General features: G+C 35.0%; 16 protein-coding genes. 11 read left to right on the top strand and 5 right to left on the bottom strand.

Annotated elements, in window-relative coordinates; all coding sequences use genetic code 11:
* Window positions 1-19 precede the first annotated feature (19 nt).
* Genes PBT89_RS10680 through PBT89_RS10670 form a run of 3 tightly spaced genes read left to right on the top strand, consistent with a single transcriptional unit; the run spans window position 20 to window position 3095 of the window.
* On the top strand, window positions 20-616 hold the full coding sequence (locus PBT89_RS10680; RefSeq protein WP_270061896.1) for a sugar transferase: 597 nt from the start codon (window positions 20-22) through the stop codon (window positions 614-616).
* Between the two features lie 27 nt (window positions 617-643).
* Window positions 644-1783 carry a DegT/DnrJ/EryC1/StrS family aminotransferase gene (locus tag PBT89_RS10675; protein WP_270061895.1) on the top strand — a complete coding sequence of 380 codons (1140 nt, stop codon included), beginning with the start codon at window positions 644-646 and terminating at the stop codon, window positions 1781-1783.
* Window positions 1776-3095 carry a polysaccharide biosynthesis protein gene (locus PBT89_RS10670; RefSeq protein ID WP_270061894.1) on the top strand — a complete coding sequence of 440 codons (1320 nt, stop codon included), beginning with the start codon at window positions 1776-1778 and terminating at the stop codon, window positions 3093-3095. Before PBT89_RS10675 ends, PBT89_RS10670 begins: the two co-directional genes overlap by 8 nt.
* Here PBT89_RS10670 and PBT89_RS10665 read toward each other — a convergent pair.
* Window positions 3092-3823: a tyrosine-protein phosphatase gene (locus tag PBT89_RS10665; RefSeq protein ID WP_270061893.1), complete on the bottom strand. Its 732-nt coding sequence runs from the start codon at window positions 3821-3823 to the stop codon at window positions 3092-3094. The genes PBT89_RS10670 and PBT89_RS10665 overlap by 4 nt on opposite strands.
* A gap of 254 nt (window positions 3824-4077) precedes the next feature.
* Here PBT89_RS10665 and PBT89_RS10660 point away from each other — a divergent pair, with 254 nt between their 5' ends.
* Window positions 4078-5766 (top strand): PAS domain-containing protein, encoded by a 1689-nt coding sequence (locus PBT89_RS10660; RefSeq protein ID WP_270061892.1) that lies wholly within the window; start codon window positions 4078-4080, stop codon window positions 5764-5766.
* Window positions 5767-5817: 51 nt separating this feature from the next.
* Entirely contained in the window at window positions 5818-6222 is a 405-nt protein-coding gene (locus PBT89_RS10655; RefSeq protein WP_270061891.1) for a response regulator, read from the top strand.
* Here PBT89_RS10655 and PBT89_RS10650 read toward each other — a convergent pair.
* On the bottom strand, window positions 6206-7303 hold the full coding sequence (locus PBT89_RS10650) for an endonuclease/exonuclease/phosphatase family protein (protein WP_270061890.1): 1098 nt from the start codon (window positions 7301-7303) through the stop codon (window positions 6206-6208). The genes PBT89_RS10655 and PBT89_RS10650 overlap by 17 nt on opposite strands.
* A 203-nt stretch (window positions 7304-7506) precedes the next feature.
* Between PBT89_RS10650 and PBT89_RS10645 the strand changes: the two genes are divergently transcribed.
* From PBT89_RS10645 to PBT89_RS10620, 6 genes are all read left to right on the top strand, one after another.
* Complete coding sequence (locus PBT89_RS10645) at window positions 7507-8658, top strand: vWA domain-containing protein (protein WP_270061001.1); 1152 nt, start codon at window positions 7507-7509, stop codon at window positions 8656-8658.
* Between the two features lie 14 nt (window positions 8659-8672).
* Window positions 8673-10136 (top strand): magnesium chelatase, encoded by a 1464-nt coding sequence (locus PBT89_RS10640; protein ID WP_270061889.1) that lies wholly within the window; start codon window positions 8673-8675, stop codon window positions 10134-10136.
* A 346-nt stretch (window positions 10137-10482) separates the two neighbouring features.
* Window positions 10483-12930 carry a bifunctional aspartate kinase/homoserine dehydrogenase I gene (gene thrA / locus PBT89_RS10635; protein WP_270061888.1) on the top strand — a complete coding sequence of 816 codons (2448 nt, stop codon included), beginning with the start codon at window positions 10483-10485 and terminating at the stop codon, window positions 12928-12930.
* Window positions 12931-12932: 2 nt separating this feature from the next.
* Window positions 12933-13853, top strand: a complete 921-nt coding sequence (locus tag PBT89_RS10630) for a homoserine kinase (RefSeq protein WP_270061887.1) — start codon at window positions 12933-12935, stop codon at window positions 13851-13853.
* A gap of 4 nt (window positions 13854-13857) precedes the next feature.
* The gene (gene thrC, locus PBT89_RS10625; RefSeq protein WP_270061886.1) at window positions 13858-15153 is read left to right on the top strand and encodes a threonine synthase; all 1296 of its coding nucleotides are present in this window, start codon (window positions 13858-13860) and stop codon (window positions 15151-15153) included.
* Between the two features lie 104 nt (window positions 15154-15257).
* Window positions 15258-16040 (top strand): SDR family oxidoreductase, encoded by a 783-nt coding sequence (locus tag PBT89_RS10620; protein WP_270061885.1) that lies wholly within the window; start codon window positions 15258-15260, stop codon window positions 16038-16040.
* A gap of 73 nt (window positions 16041-16113) precedes the next feature.
* On the opposite strand, the gene PBT89_RS10615 is transcribed toward PBT89_RS10620, so the two are convergent.
* From PBT89_RS10615 to PBT89_RS10605, 3 genes are all read right to left on the bottom strand, one after another.
* Window positions 16114-17595, bottom strand: coding sequence for a S10 family peptidase (locus tag PBT89_RS10615; RefSeq protein WP_270061884.1), 1482 nt, complete (start codon window positions 17593-17595; stop codon window positions 16114-16116).
* A 129-nt stretch (window positions 17596-17724) separates the two neighbouring features.
* Window positions 17725-19395 carry an ABC1 kinase family protein gene (locus PBT89_RS10610; RefSeq protein ID WP_270061883.1) on the bottom strand — a complete coding sequence of 557 codons (1671 nt, stop codon included), beginning with the start codon at window positions 19393-19395 and terminating at the stop codon, window positions 17725-17727.
* A gap of 127 nt (window positions 19396-19522) precedes the next feature.
* Window positions 19523-21526: a monovalent cation:proton antiporter family protein gene (locus tag PBT89_RS10605; RefSeq protein WP_270061882.1), complete on the bottom strand. Its 2004-nt coding sequence runs from the start codon at window positions 21524-21526 to the stop codon at window positions 19523-19525.
* Window positions 21527-21575 lie beyond the last annotated feature (49 nt).

Genomic DNA, 21575 nt, shown 5'->3' with positions numbered 1-21575 from the left:
ATTTAAACGCATTTTCAATATGTATCGTAAATACGTAAAAAGCACTGCCGACTTTATTTTTGCGTTGTTTACAATCGTATTATTTCTTCCTGCCTTTCTAATAATTATTTTACTCATATTAATTTTCGATGGTTTCAATCCATTTTTTATTCAGGATCGGGTAGGGAAGGATGCATGCAGTTTTAGGATTTACAAGTTCAAAACGATGAACGATAAAACGGATTCCGAAGGGAAACTTTTAAAAGAAGATCTCCGCGTTACTCCTTTAGGCCGAATTTTAAGACAATCTGGTTTAGATGAAATCCCGCAACTTTTTAATATTCTTAAATTAGAGATGAGCTTTATTGGGCCAAGACCTTTGCCGGTTTATTACATCGATTTTGAAGATGAATTACAATGTGATCGGCATCGTGTGTTGCCTGGCATCACCGGTTTAGCACAAATCACCGGCCGAAATTCATTGAAATGGACACAAAAATATCGACTAGATAATTATTATATCGAAAACCAGAGTTTTTGGTTGGATTTTAAAATTTTGCTAAAAACAATACTGAGCTCTAATGGATACGATGCTTTAAATTTTGAGAATGTTATTCCTGAAAAAAACGCAGAATAAGCTATATTTCCTAAAAATGAGTCGTAGATGAAAAAAATATGGCTTTCACCGCCACATCTAAGTGGTAACGAATTGCAAAAAATACAACAGGTTTTTCAGGAAAACTGGATCGCACCGGTTGGTCCCCAGATTGCCGAATTTGAAGCTCGAATTTCTTCGTTTTTAGGAACTGAAGATCATCAAGTGGTTGCAACCAACTCAGGAACTTCAGCTTTACACTTAGCTTTAAAATTATTAAATATTGGAGAAGGAGATGTGGTAATTTGCCAAAGTTTAAGTTTTGCCGCTTCCGTAAACCCGGTTTTGTATCAAGGCGCGCTACCGATTTTTGTAGATAGCGAAAAGGAAACCTACAATCTTTCGCCAGATTTTCTGGAAGACGCCATAAAAGACCAGATCAAAAAAGGAAAGAAGCCCAAAGCGATTATCGCGGTGCATATCTATGGGATGCCTTATAAAGTAGATGAAATTCATCGAATTTCGGCTCAATATGAAATACCTATTATCGAAGATGCGGCTGAAGCTATGGGGAGTTATTATAGAAATAAACCTTGCGGTAGCTTTGGCGATTTAGCGATTTACTCTTTCAATGGTAATAAAATAATTACCACTTCGGCTGGTGGTGCGCTGATTTGTAATAATAAAATTCAGAAAAATAAAGCAATTTTTTTGGCAACGCAGTCTAAAGAAGACGAGGATTTTTACCTTCACAAGGAAGTTGGTTACAATTATAGGATGAGTAACGTGTTGGCGGCAATTGGTTTGTCACAGCTAGAAGTTTTGGAAGAGCGCGTAAAAAAGAAACGAGAAATTCAGCAATTTTACGCTTCGGTTTTTAGTGAAATTGACGGTTGCCAGATTTTTAAAGAACTTTCTTCAGAATATAAAAGTAATCACTGGTTGAGTATTTTAGAAATCGATACTCATATTGCACCAATTTCGGTTATAGACCTGATGAAAATATTAGCTAAGAAAAATATCGAAAGTCGGCGTATCTGGAAACCTTTGCATACCCAGCCTGTTTTTGCTGAATTTGATTTCTATGGGAGCGATGTTGCTGAGAAAATCTTTGAAAATGGCTTATGTTTGCCCTCAGGAACTGCGATGACTAAAGCAGATCTTCAATTTATAAAAACCGAACTATTAGCGGCAGTAAAACATGCTTAAACCAGATCTAAAAGAGCAAATTATTTTAATAGGAGAAGCTTCCAAATTTCAGGAAGTTTCTGAATTTATTCAGCGAAAATTGCCAAAATCGAACATCTTAAATTTCGATAGATATCAGCTTTTTTCTGAAGATTTTTTGAATTTTGAGTTTCAAGAAAATAACTGTTCTGTAATTTATATTGAAGAAACTTATAAATCTGATTTTGGCAAGAAAGCTGTTTTTTTAGATAAAGCCATTAAAGCAAAAGCAGATCTTTTTACGATTGCGCTTCAGGAAAATCTAAACACCGATTTCAATTTTAAAGAATTTGAGCTTCAGGATCTTTATAAAATAGAAAAGATAAGTCCGAGTAAATTTCCGCAGAAAAATAAAAAGTTATTGATTACTGGTGGTGCCGGGTATATCGGTTCAGCTTTGGTAAAATATTATTCAGATTCGTTTTCAGAAATCATCATTGTCGATCAGAGTGAGTCGGCGTTGTTTTTTATAAAAGAAGAAATCGGTTTTTTATACCCTAATGCCAATATTCGATGTTTTTTAGCCGATGTTACCAATCGCCAAAAAATGACCTCTATATTCGAAGAATTTGAACCAGAAATTGTGATTCATGCAGCAGCTTATAAACATGTTAGTTTATTGGAAAATGAGATTGAGGAAGCGATAAAAAATAATATTGCTGGCGCTTATATTTTGTTTTATCTAGCCGAAACTTATAAAGCAGAGCAATGTATTTTACTGTCGACAGATAAAGCAGTACAGCCAAAATCTGTTATGGGAAAAAGTAAACTTTGGGCAGAAAGATTATGTTTTTGGTTTTCGCAAATGGGAGAGAAGACAGCTTTTAAAACGATTCGGTTTGGGAATGTTTTGGGAAGCACTGGCTCGGTTTTACCGGTTTGGCAGAAGCAGATTGAATGGAAAAATGCTATAAATCTAACCGATGGCAATGCTTCACGATACTTTTTTACGCTTCAGGAGGTATTTAAGCTTACCGATTTTATTTTGGAAAGTGGAAGTTCTGGTAAAATATTCATTTCCAAGAATGAACAAGCAGTTTTGTTAAACACACTTGCAAATCTTAAGTTGTATAATCGATCTGCCGATATTTTGCGGACAGAATTAAAGCAGGGCGAAAAGAAGCAGGAACAATTACTTGCTGAAAATGAGAAAGAGATTCAACGAAATGGTAATTTTTTAATTCTTGAAAATACCGAGATCAATGACGATTTTATGGAACAGCTTAGCGTATTGCTGAGTGATAAAATCTCGCCAGAGGAGAAAAAAACGATTATAGAAGACTATCAACTTTAGGCAAAAAGCTCTTTACTTTTTTCTATAATCGGTTTTAGCATTTCTATTTCTTTCGATTTTAATTTGATGTTTTGAAGCTTTTCTAGATGTTCCATTCGGTGTGTATCACTACTTATATAATCGATCATTTGATTTTCGAGAAGTTTAAAGGCCATTTTTTGGATTCCTTTTCCGTAGTGTTCAGAAAGCGAAAGCATATTCAGTTGAAAATAGCAGCCACGATTTTTAAGATCTATATATTTTTTTAGATCTGCGGAATGATTAAATCCATAGCGTTCTGGATGGGCAAGTATTAATACGTGACCTTTATTTTGAAGTTTAAAGATAATTTCTTTTAGGTTAATTGGGGCTTGTAAAAACGACATCTCAACCAGGCTGAAGTTTCCTGAAATTTTTAGGAGTTCTTCATCATCAAGTTTTTCCATTAAGGATTGATCCATCATATATTCTGCAGCTGCTGAATTTTTAATATGCGCTGGTTGTGCAGCTTGTAATTCTGCCAATGCAGCATTAATGGTTTCTGGAGTATTGGGATGATAGTCATTCATCACATGTGGTGTGTGTACAAAGCTTGTAACTCCAAACTCTCCAAATTTTTGTAGTAACTGAAGGCTTGTTTCAACATCGCGAGAACCATCATCGATTCCTGGTAGGATATGGTTATGAAAGTCGGTAAAACCTTCTAGCAAATCCACAAAAAAATATTTCTTCGAAAAGAATGAAAACATCTAAATTACTTTTTTCGAAAATTAGTGTGTTTTTGGCACATCGCCAAGTAATAAAAACTCCAATTTTTCGATTTTTGACGTAATGATCAGTTTATTTTTATTTATAGTAAAATTTCATCATTTTAACTTAAAAAATACTAATTTGGTAATTCTATTAATTGATGAATGATGATTGCAGGTACTTTGAAATTATGAACACTTCGTCAAGCTTACATATACTTCTTTTTGGTTTTATTGCAGAAACCGAAATAATTATGAGCGCTTTAAAAAAAGAACCCCATAATTATATTTCACATTGTACTAGCTTAGATTCTCTAAAAAGAATATTAATTGAAAATTGCGACTTTGACATTTTGGTTTTGCAATTAAATTATAGAGAATCGAATTTAAATAAAATATTAGATTTTGTAACTCACCATAAAGATTTACCTGTATTAATAATAACAAATAGCAAAGTTAGAAAACATGCCTACGACTCTTTTGCCAGAGGGATAGAAGATTATATGCATATAGCAGAAGTAACACCATCTTCTTTAAAACGTAGCATAGATTTTACTATAAAGCGTAAATATTACAAGTGCAAAATAGAGCGATCGGAGAACAATTATAAAACACTTTTTTATGCTTCGCCACTTCCAATGTGGGTTCTTGATCGCCAAACTTTAAAGTTTTTAAGTGTCAATCAAGCCGCTATAAATCATTATGGCTATTCTGAAGAAGAATTTTTACAGAAATCTGCAAGTACAATTTGGGATGTCGATGAAGAAAAAAAACAATTATTAATTCAGAAAAAACGAACGAGTGAGTTCTTCAAGGATACCATTGGTCATAGAAAAAAAAACGGACAATTAATTCGAGTTAATTTTCACAGTACGCCAATAGATTTCGATGGTCATGCCGCCAGATTAACACTTGCCAACGATGTAACACAGAACTTAAAAATTAAAAAAGCTCTGGAAAATAGCGAAGAGCGTTTTAAGGCTTTGGTTCAGGAAGGTGGTGATTTAATTGCCATTTTAGATAAAAATTTAAAATATAAATATGTTAGTCCTGGTAGCGAGAATATTTTACATTTTAAGTTGGAAGATATCAAACATCAAAGTTTTCTAAATCATGTACATCCCGAAGATCAACTTTATATAACTACCTTATTACAAGCGGTAAAAAAAGAGCCAAATAAAAAAACGAGTCTTCCTTTCTATAGGTATTTTGATGGTAATGGATATTGTCGCTTTATCGAAACTAAAGCTACCAACCTTTTAGATTACGGCCCTGTTAAGGGAATAGTTATTAATAGCAGAGATGTAACCGATTTGGTAGAGCAAAGAAATAGGCTTTCAGAAAGCTTATCTAATTATGAAATTGTTTCAGAAGCAACCAGTGATATAATAACCGAGTATGATATACGAAATGAAACTGTAAAAATTTCTAAGGCGATTTATAAGGTTTGCGGATATGATCCTAAAGAAATTGAAGAAAATGAATTTATAGATTGGTGGAATGAAAATATTCATCCTGAAGATCGTGTTCAAGTAAATGAAAAGATTCAAAAGGCGATCGTTTCTCGGGAACGCAAATTTCAGCTTGAATATCGTTTTAAATGCGCTAATGGATTTTATAAAGTTTTTTTAGATCGTAGTTATATCGTTTTTGGCTCGAACGGTAAACCCGAAAAAATTATAGCGTCAAAGCAAGATATTACTCAGCAAATAGAGCATCTGAAACAAATTGAAAAAAGAAATCGTAAACTGGAGGAAATCGCCTGGCAGCAGTCACATATGGTTAGAGCACCGCTAGCAAAAATCATGGGATTAGTGCAACTTATAAAGCACGATAAAAAAAATGCCGTAGAAAATGAAGATTTGTTGGAAAAATTATTAAATTCCGCGGATGATTTGGATGCTATCGTTAGAAAAATAGCTGAGAAAACATACAATAATTAGATTTATACCCTCAAGTCTATTGAACCTTTAATCTAAACCTACCTTTAGCTTATGTTAGAAGTCATATTAGTAGATGACGATGATATTGTTTTGATGATGCAAAAAAAAATGGTTTTAAGATGCGGTATCGCCTCTAAGCCTTTAGCATTCAAGAGCGCAAAAGAAGCTCTTGAATACCTAAATCATCCCAAAACGATTAAGGATTTTGAGAAGCGCTATTTAATTTTACTAGATATTAATATGCCAGAAATGAATGGCTGGGAATTTTTAGATGAATTAAAAAAGCACCGATTATATGGTAATATGAATGTTATTATGGTAACTTCTTCGATAGATCAAAAAGATCGGTTAAAAGCAAAAAATTACCAGAGAGTAATAGATTACATTGAAAAGCCTGTAACGATAAAACATTGTAAAACATTAAAGCAGCTCGAGCCGATTAACTCATTTTTTTAGGCATATTAATACTTTTTTCTAAAGGGTGTGCCTCCTCAATCTTTTCAAAAGCCCATTGCTCATCTTCCCGATCTAATTCTAATTCGTCTTGAACATTTTCAGCCCGTGGTTCGTAATGCAATTTTATATACATAGGAAAGTGATCGCTACCAATATTTTTTTCGCGAGCAATATCAATTAATGTAAAATCTTTGGAGTGAAATACATGATCTAAAGGCCATCTAAGTAAAGGATAACCCGTGTGAAACGTGTTAAAAAATCCACGACCAATTCTTGGATCCATAAGTCCGCTCATTTCCTGAAATAACTTAGTAGTTCTAGACCAGGCCACATCGTTTAAATCGCCAAATACTAAGACTTTTCTATCTTCTGGAGTAATATCTCGACCAAGCATTAAAATTTCGGCGTCGCGATTTGTAGAGGTATAACTTTCCGTAGGACTTGGAGGCATAGGATGCAAACAATGAATCTTTACATATTCACCATTTCTTAATTTTACGAAACCATGTATCGATGGAATATCATCTTGTACAAGGTAATGTACATCGGTATCTACTAATTCAAGTTTTGAATATAAGTGCATACCGTAAAGATTATCCAAAGGCACTTTAACTGTATATTTGTAGCGGTCTTCGATTTCTTCTAAAGCTTTTTCCCATCTTTTATCACTTTCTAAGGTTAATAAAATATCTGGATCCCTTTCTTTAACTAAAGAAATAAGCTTCTCAGGATGTTTATTTGTGGTAAGGACATTGCTTACCAATATAGAAATGGTATCATTTTTTTCCTTTCCTTTAAATTTTACCACTTGTCTTTTAGAGAGATAGGTATAAGGATAGATTTTGAAAAATTGATGCACAAGGCTTAATACTAAAAGTCCGGATCCTACATAATGCCAAGTTTTAGAATAATCATAATAATATACACAAAGACTCAGTATCACTAATAGACAAAAGGAAATTTGTATTCTCGGAAAATCAAAACCACGAATCCACCACTGGTCAAACCTGGTAATAGAAGCTATAGAAGGAATTAAGAAAATAATATTTAAACAAAGAATTATAATTTCAGCGGTTTTCATGCTGACGGTCGATTTTTAGCTTGCGAAGCCGGTTGATGTAGATTAGTGTCAAATTTCTAATTATTCAGCAAAATTAGAAAGTATTTAAGAAAAGAATAACGTAAGCATAAACGTATATCCAGACTAACTATTAAGTTTTTCAATTAAGAAAAGTTATGAAATGTTCAATTTTAATTCTGCTGAAAAAAGCTTAAATTTAAGCTATGAAGAAGAAAGAAAAAATGAGGGAAAAGGGATTTGTTTTCAAGAAATATGAAGAAGAAAGTACAACTCCTTTCGAAAAACTCTTTGAAATTTTTAAAGAATTAATCACCCACACTTCGGGAGATTTAGACGAAGCGCTAGACTGGTTACGCCAGTTAGATGAAGAATATAAACTTACCGACGACGAGTATACCATAGAAGATTTTATCGAAGATCTTAAACAAAAAGGCTATATTAAAGAAGAACTAGATCCAGATGGTGCTGATGGAGAAGGTGAGGGTTCGGGAAGTTTAAAGATTACCGCTAAAACCGAAAGAGCTATTCGCCAGCAGGCTTTAGATCAGATTTTCGGAAAAATGCGTAAAGGTAATTCGGGGAATCATCGTACCAGTCATGTTGGCCGTGGAGACGAACATACTGGCGATTTTCGTAATTATCAGTTTGGAGATTCTTTAGACCGAATTTCTATGACAGAAAGTTTACGGAATGCCCAAATCAATAACGGTATTGGCGATTTTAGTATGACGCATGACGATTTGGTGGTTGAAGAAACGCATTACAAATCGCAAATGAGTACCGTGTTGATGATCGATCTTAGCCATAGTATGATTTTATATGGTGAAGACCGAATTACTCCGGCTAAAAAAGTAGCCATGGCTTTGGCTGAATTAATTACGACACGTTACCCAAAAGATACATTAGATATTATCGTTTTTGGGAACGATGCCTGGCCGGTTTCTATTGCAGATTTACCCTATTTAAAAGTAGGGCCTTATCATACAAATACGGTAGATGGTTTAAAATTGGCGATGGATATTTTGCGAAGAAAGCGAAATACCAACAAACAAATTTTTATGATTACCGACGGTAAACCAAGCTGTATTAGAGAACGCGATGGTAGTTATTACAAAAACAGTATGGGGCTAGATCCGTATATTGTTGATAAATGTTACAACATGGCACAGCAAGCCAGAAAATTGCAAATTCCCATTACTACGTTTATGATTGCACAAGATCCCTATTTAATGCAATTTATTCGGGAATTTACACAAGCTAATCAAGGAAAAGCATTTTACACTGGTCTACAAGGCTTAGGAGAAATGATTTTTGAAGATTACGAAACAAACAGAAAAAAAAGAATTAGAGGCTAAAAGAAAAAGAAGATATGAATATTGAAAAATTGAAAACCCTGGGAGATTTAAAATCTTCAGGATATACTAGCAAAAGTATAAAAGACGAGCTTCGTGATAATTTAATTGAAAAAATTAAAAAAGATGAACAGGCATTTACCGGAATCCATGGGTATGATGACACCGTGATTCCTGAATTAGAACGTGCCATTTTATCGAAACACAATATTAATTTATTAGGATTACGTGGGCAGGCGAAAACAAGGCTAGCGCGTTTAATGCTAAATCTTTTAGATCAGTACATTCCCGCAGTTCAAGGTTCAGAAATCAGTGATGATCCTTTAAATCCAATCTCGCGTTATGCTAAAGAGTTAATCGCTGAAAAAGGAGACGAAACGCCAATAACCTGGATTCATCGTAGTGAACGTTTTTTTGAGAAATTGGCCACTCCAGATGTAACAGTAGCCGATTTAATTGGAGATGTCGATCCTATTAAAGCCGCTAACTTAAAGTTAAGTTATGCTGACGATCGAGTGATTCATTTTGGGATGATTCCAAGAGCTAATCGAAGTATTTTTGTAATTAATGAGCTGCCCGATTTACAGGCAAGAATTCAGGTAGCCCTTTTTAATATCCTTCAGGAAGGCGATATTCAAATTCGCGGTTTTAAACTCAGATTGCCGTTAGATATGCAATTTGTATTTACCGCAAACCCGGAAGATTATACCAATCGAGGTAGTATTGTAACGCCGCTTAAAGATAGAATTGGTTCTCAGATTTTAACGCATTACCCGGAAACTATCGAGATTGCCAAAACAATCACGCAGCAAGAAGCTAAATTAGATTCCCGACAAACAGATATGGTATATGTGCCAGAATTAGCTAAAGATTTATTAGAGCAAATTGGTTTTGAAGCACGTGAAAGCGAATTTATAGATGAGAAAAGCGGAATTAGTGCCCGAATGAGCATTACTGCTTACGAAAATTTATTAAGTGCTGCAGAACGACGAACTTTGAAGAATGGCGAAGAAAAAACCTTACTAAGGTTTGGCGATTTTATGGGGGTAATTCCTTCAGTAACCGGAAAAGTAGAGTTGGTGTACGAAGGAGAGCAAGAAGGTGCTGCAGCCGTAGCAACACAATTGTTAGGTGATGCGGTAAAAACACTATTTCCAGATTATTTCCCAAAGATCGAGAAACTGCAAAGGCCTGATGAAAAAACACCGTATGATAATTTGGTAGAATGGTTTTTTGAACAAACCGGTTTTGAATTACCCGATAATCTAACCGATGAAGAATATAAGAAAAAGCTAGATGAAATAGAGCCATTAAATGAGCTGATCGAAAAATATCAACCCAAAATGGATAAAATCGATACCTATTTTCTAAAAGAATTTTTGCTTTGGGGATTAGTCGAATTTAAGAAGCTTAGTAAACAACGCTATACAAAAGGTATTCAATTTAATGATCTTTACGGAAGTTATATCAGCGGATTATAATTTTTCCTATTGAAATAAAAAGAACAAAAGCCCGATTTCACTAAAAATCGGGCTTTTGTTTTTTCGAAATTATGAAAATCTCACATTTTTTCAGCAAAAGAGAGGTTTTAGTTTTTTTTATGTTCTTATTTGTATACTTTTATCACATCTTTTAAGGAAAATAATGAAGAGTTTTAAATTAAATAATGGTTCTGGGATTACTTCTACAACAGGAGCTGCTATTTCTATTATTATTACTCGCACATTTATTACCCCTTTGGGGTAATATGTATATAATTTTCCGTCCGCACTCACACACGTTTTTCAACGAAACTTAAACTTTTATTTCAACTTTTAAATTATTCTTATGAATATCCTAAAATTCGGAGGATCTTCTTTAGCCTCTCCGGAGCGAATCAAACTTGTAGCTGAAACTGTAAAAAAGCATGTGCAACAAGATAAAACCTTAGCTGTATTTTCAGCATTTGGAGGGGTTACCAACGATCTTTTAAAAATGGCAGATCTTGCCGCCAATGAGGATTTAGCTTATAAAGAAATTCTTGCAAAAAATGAAAAAAGACATTTAGATGCGGTAAAAGAATTAATTCCGGTACAAAATCAAAGCGGAGTTCTAAGTAAAGTGAAAACCGAATTTAATCGTTTGGAAACTTTATATGAAGGCGTGTATTTACTAAACGAACTTTCCAACAAAACCAAACATGTAGTGTCTAGTTTTGGTGAAATATTGTCCTCTTTAATTATTGCTGAATATTTTAAAAGTCTGGCTACCGATGCACTCTTAATTGATTCTAGAGAGTTGATTGTTTGTAAGAATAACAATGAAAAGATTCAGCTGAATTATGAACTGACGAATAAAAATGTAGTTCAGTATTTTAAAGAAAATGACGCTAGTTTATTTGTGGTTCCTGGATTTGTAGCAAAAAATGAACAAGGTGTACCCAGTACTTTAGGACGAGGCGGTAGCGATTTTACAGCTGCAATTTTTGGTGGCGCTTTAGATGTTGCCAAAGTAATCATTTACACCGATGTAAACGGAATGTACACGGCCAATCCAAACGTAGTGCATCAAGCGTATCCGCTAGAAAAAATATCATATCAGGAAGCGATGGAATTATCGCATTTCGGAGCTAAAGTTCTATATCCACCAACGCTTCAACCCTTATTAGATAAAGGAATTCAAATTCATATTAAAAATACATTTTCACCGGATGATGCGGGTACATTGATTTCTAAATCTAGTGAAGAAAACTTTAGATGGGTTACCGGTATTACACATATCGACGATATCAAATTATTAAATATTGAAGGTAGTGGAATGGTTGGTATACCTGGTTTTTCAAAACGATTTTTTGAAACCTTATATCAAGAGAATATCAATGTTGTTCTTATCACACAAGCATCCTCAGAGCACAGTATTTGTGTCGCCGTGAAAGATGATGAAGCTCAAGCAGCAAAAGAAGCTTTAGATGAAGCTTTTGCGGTAGAAATCGACTATCAAAAGATCAAACCGGTAGAAATTGAAGGGAATGTAGCAATCATTGCCTTAGTAGGAGATCGCATGAAAAGCCACCACGGGTTAAGCGGTAAAATGTTTAGTGCACTAGGAAATAATAATATTAATATTAGAGCCATAGCGCAAGGATCTTCAGAGCGTAATATATCAGCAATCATTGCTAAAAAAGATATCAATAAAGCGCTCAATACGCTTCATGAGCAATTTTTTGAAGTACCTTCTAAAGAACTAAACCTGTTTATAACCGGTGTAGGAAATGTAGGGAGTAAATTGTTAGCGCAATTAAAGAAGCAGGAAAAATACTTACTTGAAAATCTACGATTGAAAGTTCGTGTTCTTGGTTTATCGAATTCTCGTAAAATGGTTTTTGATGAAAACGGACTCGATTTAAGCAATTGGGAAGAAGCCTTAGGCAATGGTGAAAAAGCCAGTAAGCACGACTTTTTTAATCGTGTTAAAGAATTCAACCTAAGAAACAGTATTTTTGTAGATAATACGGCAAGTGCCGAGATTTCAAAATGGTATAAAGAATATTTAGCAAACTCTATTGCCGTGGTTACTTGTAATAAAATCGCAGCCGCAGACGATTTGGTTAATTATCAGCATTTACAAGAACTGTCTAGAGAATATGGAGCTTCTTTCCTTTACGAAACCAATGTAGGAGCGGGATTACCAATTATCGATACCCTTAAAAATTTAATCGCTTCCGGAGATCGAATCCATAAAATTCAGGCGGTATTATCGGGTAGCTTAAATTTTGTTTTTAACACCTATAATGCTACTGAACCTTTCTATAAAACGGTAGAGCAAGCGATGGAAGAGGGGTATACGGAACCTGATCCTAAAATCGATTTAAGCGGGGTAGATGTCGCTCGTAAAATATTGATTTTGGCTCGTGAAAGCGGATTGAAAATGGAACTTAGTGATATTGAAAATAAAAGTTTTCTTTCCGAAGAAAGCCTAAATACCGAGAATAACGAAGATTTCTTTAAATTACTTCAGCAAGATGAAGGCAAATTCAAAGAAATCTACGAAGATGCAGCAAAAGAAGGGGCTCAGTTAAAATATGTAGCCCAGCTTGAAGATGGTAAAGCTTCGGTAGGATTACAAAAAGTAGGTTCCGAGCATCCATTTTATAATTTAAGCGGTAGCGATAATATCGTATTATTCTTTACCGATCGGTACAGTGTACAACCACTAATCGTAAAAGGAGCAGGTGCCGGAGCCGATGTAACCGCTTCAGGAATTTTTGCTGATGTTATACGAATAGGTAAAAAATAACCATGGAAGAAATAAAAGTTTTTGCGCCGGCAACGGTAGCTAATCTTTCTTGCGGTTTCGATGTTTTAGGTTGCTGTCTGGATAATGTTGGCGACGAGATGGTCATTAAAAAGAACGATCTTAACGAGCTTCGAATTACCAAATTGGAAGGGCAAGATCTTCCTATGGAAGTTGATCAGAACGTGGCAGGTGTAGCAGTAAAAGCAATGCTCGAAAAGCTGCAATCTAACGCCGGTTTCGATATCGAAATTTATAAGAAAATAAAAGCAGGAAGCGGAATTGGTAGTAGTGCTGCCAGTTCTGCTGGCGCTGTCTTTGCCGTAAATAAATTATTAGGTTCCCCATTTACTAAAAATCAATTGATACCTTTTGCGATGGAAGGAGAGCGATTGGCTAGCGGAAATGCGCATGCCGATAACGTGGCGCCCGCTTTGTTAGGCGGATTTACATTAGTAAAAAGTTATCATCCTTTAGAGGTTTTATCGCTACCATCTCCAGAAGAATTGAATGTAGTAATTCTTCATCCGCAAATTGAAGTGAAAACTAAAGATTCTCGTGCTATCATCAAACGCAATATTAGTTTGGATAAAGCGGTAAGCCAATGGGGAAATTTGGGAGCATTGGTAAGCGCTTTATATACTAACGATTATAATTTGTTGGGCAGAAGCTTAAAAGATGACATCGTAGAACCTATTCGTTCTATTTTAATACCATATTTCGATGAAATTAAAGCACTTTCTTTAGAAAGTGGCGCACTCGGATTCGGAATTTCAGGATCTGGGCCTTCGGTTTACGCAATGTGTCGTGGCCGTGAGCAAGCTGAAAATGTAAAAAAACAGATTGCTCAATTTATGGAAAAACAAAGTATAACCTACGATCTTCATGTATCAAAAATAAACCCTGAAGGAGTTAAAATCTTATAAAACAATGAACTATTTTAGTCTGAATAATCGAAGTCATTCTTCCAGTTTTGAGAATGCGGTAATTAGAGGGCTGGCTCCCGATAAAGGATTATATTTTCCCGAAAATATCGAAAAATTACCGGATTCTTTTTTTGAAAAACTACCTGATTTACCACAAACTGAAGTGGCTTATCAGGCCATTAAACAATTTGTGGGTGATGAAATTCCTGAAAAAGAACTTAGAGAAATTATTGCTACAACTTTAGATTTTGAGTTTCCGATAGTTCACGTAAAAGACAACGTTTATACTTTAGAGCTTTTTCATGGACCAACTTTAGCTTTTAAAGATGTTGGGGCTCGTTTTATGGCGGGAAGTTTAGGTTATTTTATTACCAAAAATGAAGTGGGTAAAGTAACTGTGCTTGTTGCAACTTCTGGGGATACCGGTGGCGCAGTAGCCAACGGATTTCTAGGGGTAGAAGGTATCGATGTGGTGATTTTATATCCTAAAGGAAAAGTAAGTAAAATCCAGGAAAAGCAATTAACCACGCTTGGACAAAATGTAACCGCTTTAGAGATTGATGGCGCTTTTGATAAATGCCAGGATATGGTGAAGCAAGCATTTTTAGATGATGAAATTCAGTCGAAACGCCAGTTAACTTCAGCAAATTCCATTAATGTAGCGCGTTGGCTTCCGCAGATGTTTTACTACTTTTTAGCGTATCGCCAATTAGCTTCCGAAGGAAAAGATATTGTTTTCTCTGTGCCCAGTGGTAATTTCGGGAACATTTGTGCCGGGATGATCGCTAAAGAACTTGGGCTTCCTATAAAACATTTTATAGCTTCCAATAATGCCAATAGAACGATAACTGATTATTTAGAAACAGGCAATTATGAGCCAAAACCAAGTGTTTCAACAATTTCTAACGCGATGGATATCGGTAACCCGAGTAATTTTGTTCGGATTTTGCAATTATTCCAAAATGAATACGGAAATGTAAAAGAAAACCTGACTAGCTTCAGTTATGATGATGAGGTTACCAAACAAGCTATGGATTCAGTTTATAAGGAAACAGGCTATGTGATGGATCCTCATGGAGCGGTTGGATATCTTGGTTTGCAAGACTATTTTAAAACACATCCTAATGAAGTTGGCGCCTTTTTAGAAACTGCCCATCCTTGTAAATTTCGAGAAACAGTTCAGGAAGCAATCGGAAAAGAAATTGAAATTCCAGATGCAATCAAATCGGTTCTCGATAAAGAGAAAAAAGCTATTTCAATTAGAGATTACGAAGATTTAAAAGCCTTTTTGCTAAAGTAGAAATCTGAAATTCGGTAAATTTTAAGCATTTTTTAATGCTTGTAAATTGATGACAAGTCGAGCATTCCATATCTTTAATGTATTAAATTGAAACATTGAAAGTTATGGAAAATAAAATTGTAATTATTACAGGTGCGGCTCTTGGTTTGGGCTATGCTGCTGCTGAAGAGTTGGCTGCTAAAAAAGCTAAATTGGTTTTAGTAGATTATAACAATAAAGCTTTGGCAGACGCCGAGGAAAAGCTGAAACAGCAGTTTTCAGGTGTTGAAATATTAACGATAAGCGCTGATGTTTCTAAAGAAGACCAGGTTAAAGCTTACGTGGATAAAACAGTAGAGAAATACGGAAGAATTGATGCTTTTTATAACAATGCGGGGATAGAAGGTAAACAAGCTTTAATGGCCGATTACGACATGGATGTGTTTAAAAAAGTAATTGATATTAACTTAATGGGTGTTTATTTCGGACTTCGATACGTAATTCCTGTAATGAAAGAGCAGGGCTACGGTCGTATTGTAAATGTAGCATCTGTAGGTGGAATTCGTGGTGTAATTAATCAAACACCTTATGTTGCTAGTAAACACGCAGTAAGTGGAATGACGAAAAATGCAGCAATTGAATATGGGCAATATGGAATTTTGACCAATGCGATTGCACCAGGAGCTATCTTAACACCTATGGTAGCCGGATCTTTTAAGCAGGTAAATCCATCAGATCCTAAAGCAGCCGAAAAAGAATATGCAAGTCGAAACCCCACTAGAGCCTTAGGTGATCCAAAGGATGTAGCAAAAGTAGTTGCGTTTTTCTTAAGTGACGATAATGGATATGTAAACGGGCAGACTCTTGCCATTGACGGTGGAGAATCAAATATGTATGGGAATGCTTAGATATTGATTGTGATAAATTAAAAAAGCCTTTCTATTTAGAAAGGCTTTTTTTAGTTCTAAAAATTTCTAAAACTTAGTACTTTGCTGAGGCACCTTCAGCCGGTAAACTATTTTTTATAAACTCACGAATATCATCATTTGCCGTTTTTAGATCTTCTTTCCGCAAATACATCATATGGCCACTTTCATAACCTTTAAACGAAAGTCGATCTTTCATTTTTCCGCTTGGGTCTAATTGCCACATACTATATTTTGCGTTAAAATAGGTGGTCGCACCATCGAAATAACCAGACTGGATCATCACATCTAAATTTGGATTTTGGGCCATAGCCTGTCTTAAATTCTCTCCAGTATTATTGCGTGTGCGATCCCAAGGATGTACAGGACCAAACATAAAATATTTAAGATCGGTTTTGAAGTTGAGATCTTCACGTAAATAATAGTTTATAGCCGGAGTAAAGGAATGCAACCAAGAAGTTAATTCAGCATTATAATCTGGATAACTACCAGTTTCTTTTCTATCGATACCTAAGTAGCGAGAATCCAAACGCCCAACAGTAAAACCTTCATCTCTTCTCAGTTCTTTCCAGAAGGCACCAATTGGTAGTTCTAAATTATTCTGAAGAAATACTTTTTTATCGATGCTAGAATAATACGCCATTTTTTCAGCAATAGCATTTTTAGTTTCTTCGGAAGTAAATCCACCTTTAACTAAAACAGGAAGCACTTCATTGATACTGTAAGCTTCAACTTCTTCTAAAAGCTCGTTGAGCGATTTGCTCTGCAATTCCTGCGGAAGCAATTTATGATACCATGCGGTAGCAGCAAAATAAGGCAAACGATTGGCGACTTCAACAGGACCTTCTCTGTCGATACCTAATTCAGTTGGAGAAACTAAGATAACTCCGTTTAAATACATCCACTGACTTTCTTGAAGTTCTAAAGCCAAGCCTGAAACTCGGGTAGTTCCGTAGCTTTCACCAATTAAATATTTTGGTGATAACCAACGATTGTTTCTAGTTACAAAAGTATTTAACCATTCCGCTAAATAGCTAATATCGGCATTCACGCCAAAGAATTTACTTTTATCAACTTTCCCATCTTTATCAGGAATAGGTCGAGAATAACCAGTGTTTACAGGATTCACATACACAATATCAGCAACGTCTAAAATGGAATATGGGTTTTCTTTAATTCCATAAGGCTGTACGGGGAATCCTTCATCATCAATTTTTAAGATTCTTGGGCCGGTGTATGCTATATGCATCCAAACTGACGCCGAACCGGGCCCACCATTAAAAGAGATGACTAAAGGTCGATTTTCAGTATTTTTAATATCTTTTTTTTGATAATAGGTATAGTACAAACTGGCAATTGGAGTTCCAGATTTATCCCATACCGGCTGCATACCCGTTGTTGCTGAATAATTAATATTCTTACCGTTAATTGTAACAGAGTGGTTAGTTACAACGGTAGTATCTACCGGTACTTTTACTTGTTGTGCGAAAGAAATGCTTGCAATAAGCAAGAAAAAAATAGTATGAATTTTCTTCATTTTGGATTAATTTGTTTAGGGTTATTGCTGAAAAATACTGCTATTTCCCCTAGTCTGCAAAAAACTGTTGGTTTTTGCCTGTAAATTAATCCTGATATTTATAGAAATCATTTAAAAAAATGCTATTTCCTATTTTTTATTATTAAGATTGTTATCTCTAAAAATGATCACGTAAGCTAACCATAAACCTAGAAAAGCAGCTAAAATAAAGAACAAAATAGCAAAACCCGGATAACCAAAAATTTCGAATTCGGTAGGAATTTGCATTAGCATAGATGCCCCAATGATCATGGCAGCGATAATGATTCCTAAAGTTATTCTATTGGCTATTTTTTGAAAACCGTCGGTTAAACGTTCTTCGTCTAAAGCTTCGATATTTACTTTAAATTTGTTTTCGGCTAAGTTTTCGGTTATTTTATTTAGTCGTTCTGGAATATGCTCTAATAATTTTTTAGATTCCAAAAGCATTGAAAAGAAATTCTCTGGCTTCAATTCATCATACATTTTCTTTTGCATGATTTTTTGTGCGTGCTTTTTAATGGCAACTCTTAAATCAAAATCGGGATCAAGAACTGCGATGATCTGATCCATATTCAGCAAAATCTTACCTAAAATATTTACTTCAACTGGCATACGTATTCCGGTTTCAGCAGTAAGTCTATTTAACTGAATTAATAAGCGACCCGTTTGTAATTCTTTTGCCGGGCTGTTCTCGCTGTCTAAAATAATATCGCTTATAATTTTGTTGAAGGTAACAAGGTCGCTTTCCTCATCTGTTTCACTCATATTAATGATAACATGGGCTGTTTCGGGGCCATTATTATTGCTAATAGCAATTAATAACTGTAGCATGCATTCCTGCATGTGGCTGGTAAATTTTGCAACCATACCAAGATCAATAAGTGCAATTTTACTGTTTTTGGTAAATTGAATATTGCCAGGATGCGGATCTGCATGTACAAAGCCGTCGTTTATAATTTGTTGCAAATAAGCTTCAACCAATTGATCGACCATTGGCGCGTAATCTACTTCCAGTTGTTTTAGTGGCGATAAAGAAGTGATTTTTTTCCCGTCGATAAATTCCATTGTGAGAACTCTGGTTCCGCAGTAATCTGAGATTGGTTCTGGAACTATCAGATAATTATAGGGAATTAAGTTTTCCCGTAAAGTGATAAGGTTTTGTTGTTCCTTAGAATAGTCTAGCTCATTCATTAAAATTCGTCGCAGTTCTGCTAAGACCGTATCTATAGCATATTTTTTTGCGACTTTGGAGTGCTTAACTGCAAGTTCTGCCATTTCCTGGAGTGTATCCATATCTTCTAAAAACTTGCGCTTAATTCCCGGTCTTTGGATTTTTACTGCAACTGGTTGGCCACTTCTAAGCGTAGCGTAATGCACTTGTCCTATGGATGCACTGGCAATAGGTGTTTTCTCGAAGGTATCAAAGGCTTTCGAAATTCTGGTTCCTAAGTCTTCTTCAACAATTTGATGTACTTCTTCATAAGTAATAGAAGGTACATCGTCTTGGAGTGTGGCTAACTTTTTTAAGTAGGCATCGGGAAGTAAATCGGGGCGTGTAGACAGTAATTGTCCCAGTTTGATATAAGTTGGCCCCATGGCTTTTAAATCCTCTACTAATTCTTCTGGAGATCGATCAAACTCTTCTTGGTTTTCATTTCTGCTAGTAGCATCATCAAAAGCATTAGCAGTAGTCGATTTAAAAAGATCACTATTTCCATATTTCAGCATAAAACCGAAAAATTTTCTATAGCGATTAAAGTTTTCTGGCAATAGAGACATAGGCACTTTGTAGCATTACATTCCCTGCAAATTACGATTCTTTAGAATTCTAACAGTCCTTCTTTTGTTACTTTTAGCACTTTGATAAGCTAACACTACTTTGAATGGATCTTATCCTGTTTTTGGATTAAATAGAAAGCAAGCTGTTAAGGTGATTTATATTTGAAGGATTACCAAAAATGTAAATTAAATCGCCTCTTTTTATTTTTGTTTTAGGTGTAATTTCGGTTAAATATTGAGTGTCGCGTTTAATCGCTAAAACTGTAACGCCGTAATTTTTCGCAATACCAGATTCCTCTAAAGTCTTTCCAACAATATTTTTATTTTTTTGCTGAACACTTAGCGTGGCAATCTCTTTATTGGGAATATTTAAATGATGTAATGCAGGATTATGTGGTTTGTCTTTTATTTTTGTAAGCATCTCGTAATCTGCTGACCGAATACTGCTGGTAAAATCTACAATTTCATCATAAGGAACTAAATATTTCTTCAACACACGCGTAAATATTTCTATGGAAGTTTCGAAATCTGCCGGAATTACTTCATCTGCGCCCACTCGAAGATTTTCCTCGATTTCTTTTAATTGTCTTGTTCGTACGATAATAAATGCAGTTTGTGTAAATAATCTTATCGAACTGATTATTTTTTTTGTTGCCGTAGCATCAGAAATCGCTATTACTACAACACGACTTTCCTGAATATGGATATGTTTTAGAATTACTGAATTGGTAGCATCTCCAAAAACAATTGGTTCATTATTTCGTTTTGCATTTTCAAAACTATCGGGATCGATATCTACAATTACATAAGGAATATTTGCACTTCTAGCGGCTTTTGCAATGTTCTCTCCATTAGTACCGTAACCGATAATTACAATATGGTCGGTTAAATTTTCTTCGGAAAATTGATCTTCAGATTGAGTGTTTTTTTTAATGTTGGATAAGCGATAGCGTACAGCTGAAGGAATGGGTGCTTTTAAAATAGCATAGGTAAGCTTAGAAGCATTCATAATCAAAAACGGCGTTAGCGCCATACTTAATATAGAAATTGCTAAAAAGTACTGGTAAATATTATTTGGAAGCAATCCATTTTCTAGACCAACGCTAGATAGTAATAAGGAAAATTCACCTACCTGAAATAAACTAAATAATGTAAGAAACACCGTTCTAGGCTTGTATTTAAGTACCAAAACTGTAATCCCGATTACCAGCATTTTTAGTAGAACAACCCCTAGTACTAAGAGAAGAATATAGCCAATATTGGAGAAAAAGAACTCTAAATCCAAAAGCGTTCCTACAGAGATAAAAAAGAAACTAATAAATATTTCTCTAAAAGGGAGCACATTGGCTGTGGCCTGATGGCTATAATCAGATTCAGAAATAATAAGTCCGGCGAAAAAGGCACCTAAGGCAAGCGACAAACCGACTGAACTTGTTAACCAGGCGATCGCAAAACAAAAAACAACAACGGTTAGAATAAATAACTCCTGATTTTTGGTTTTTACAACCCAACCAAGAACTTTAGGTACTACATATTTTGCCAAAAGTAGGATCACTACCAAAACCAGTGCAATTTTCCCTACTAAAATCCCAACGGTCATTAAAATGTTATCAGATTTTCCAGCTAAAATTGGTGTAAGTAGCATCATGGGAACAACAATTATGTCCTGAAATATTAAAATTCCGATACTAATTCTTCCGTGAGGAGAAGTAATCTCACCACGTTGCTGAAATAATTTTAAAACAATTGCTGTACTACTTAGAGAAAATAAGAATCCAAGGAATATAGAAGTATTTAAGGGTAAACCTAAAATCTGGGCTGTTAGAGCCGTAAATAAAATGGTGCCACCAACCTGTAAACCCCCTCCAATAAAAATAGTATTTTTAATTGCGGCGAGGCCTTTTAACGATAGTTCTATCCCAATTACAAAAAGTAAGAAAATAATACCAATTTCACTTAAGAGTTCAACCTCGTGGCCGTTGCTTATTAAATTAAAAGCATGCGGTCCAGCAATAATCCCCGCTAATAAAAAGCCAAGTATACTGGGTATTTTTATCTTTTGAATAACCAGAATTATAAGTACAGATAATCCCAGAATAACAACAATATCTTGTAAAATTGGGATTTCCATCAGTAAATTGGTTTAGGTTAGTTTGTTGGTAATTTAGCTGAATTAAATG

Source organism: Zunongwangia sp. HRR-M8 (assembly GCF_027594405.1).
Lineage (GTDB): Bacteria > Bacteroidota > Bacteroidia > Flavobacteriales > Flavobacteriaceae > Zunongwangia.
Note: the sequence above shows the minus strand (reverse complement) of the source record. Positions and strands in the feature narration are given on the sequence as shown.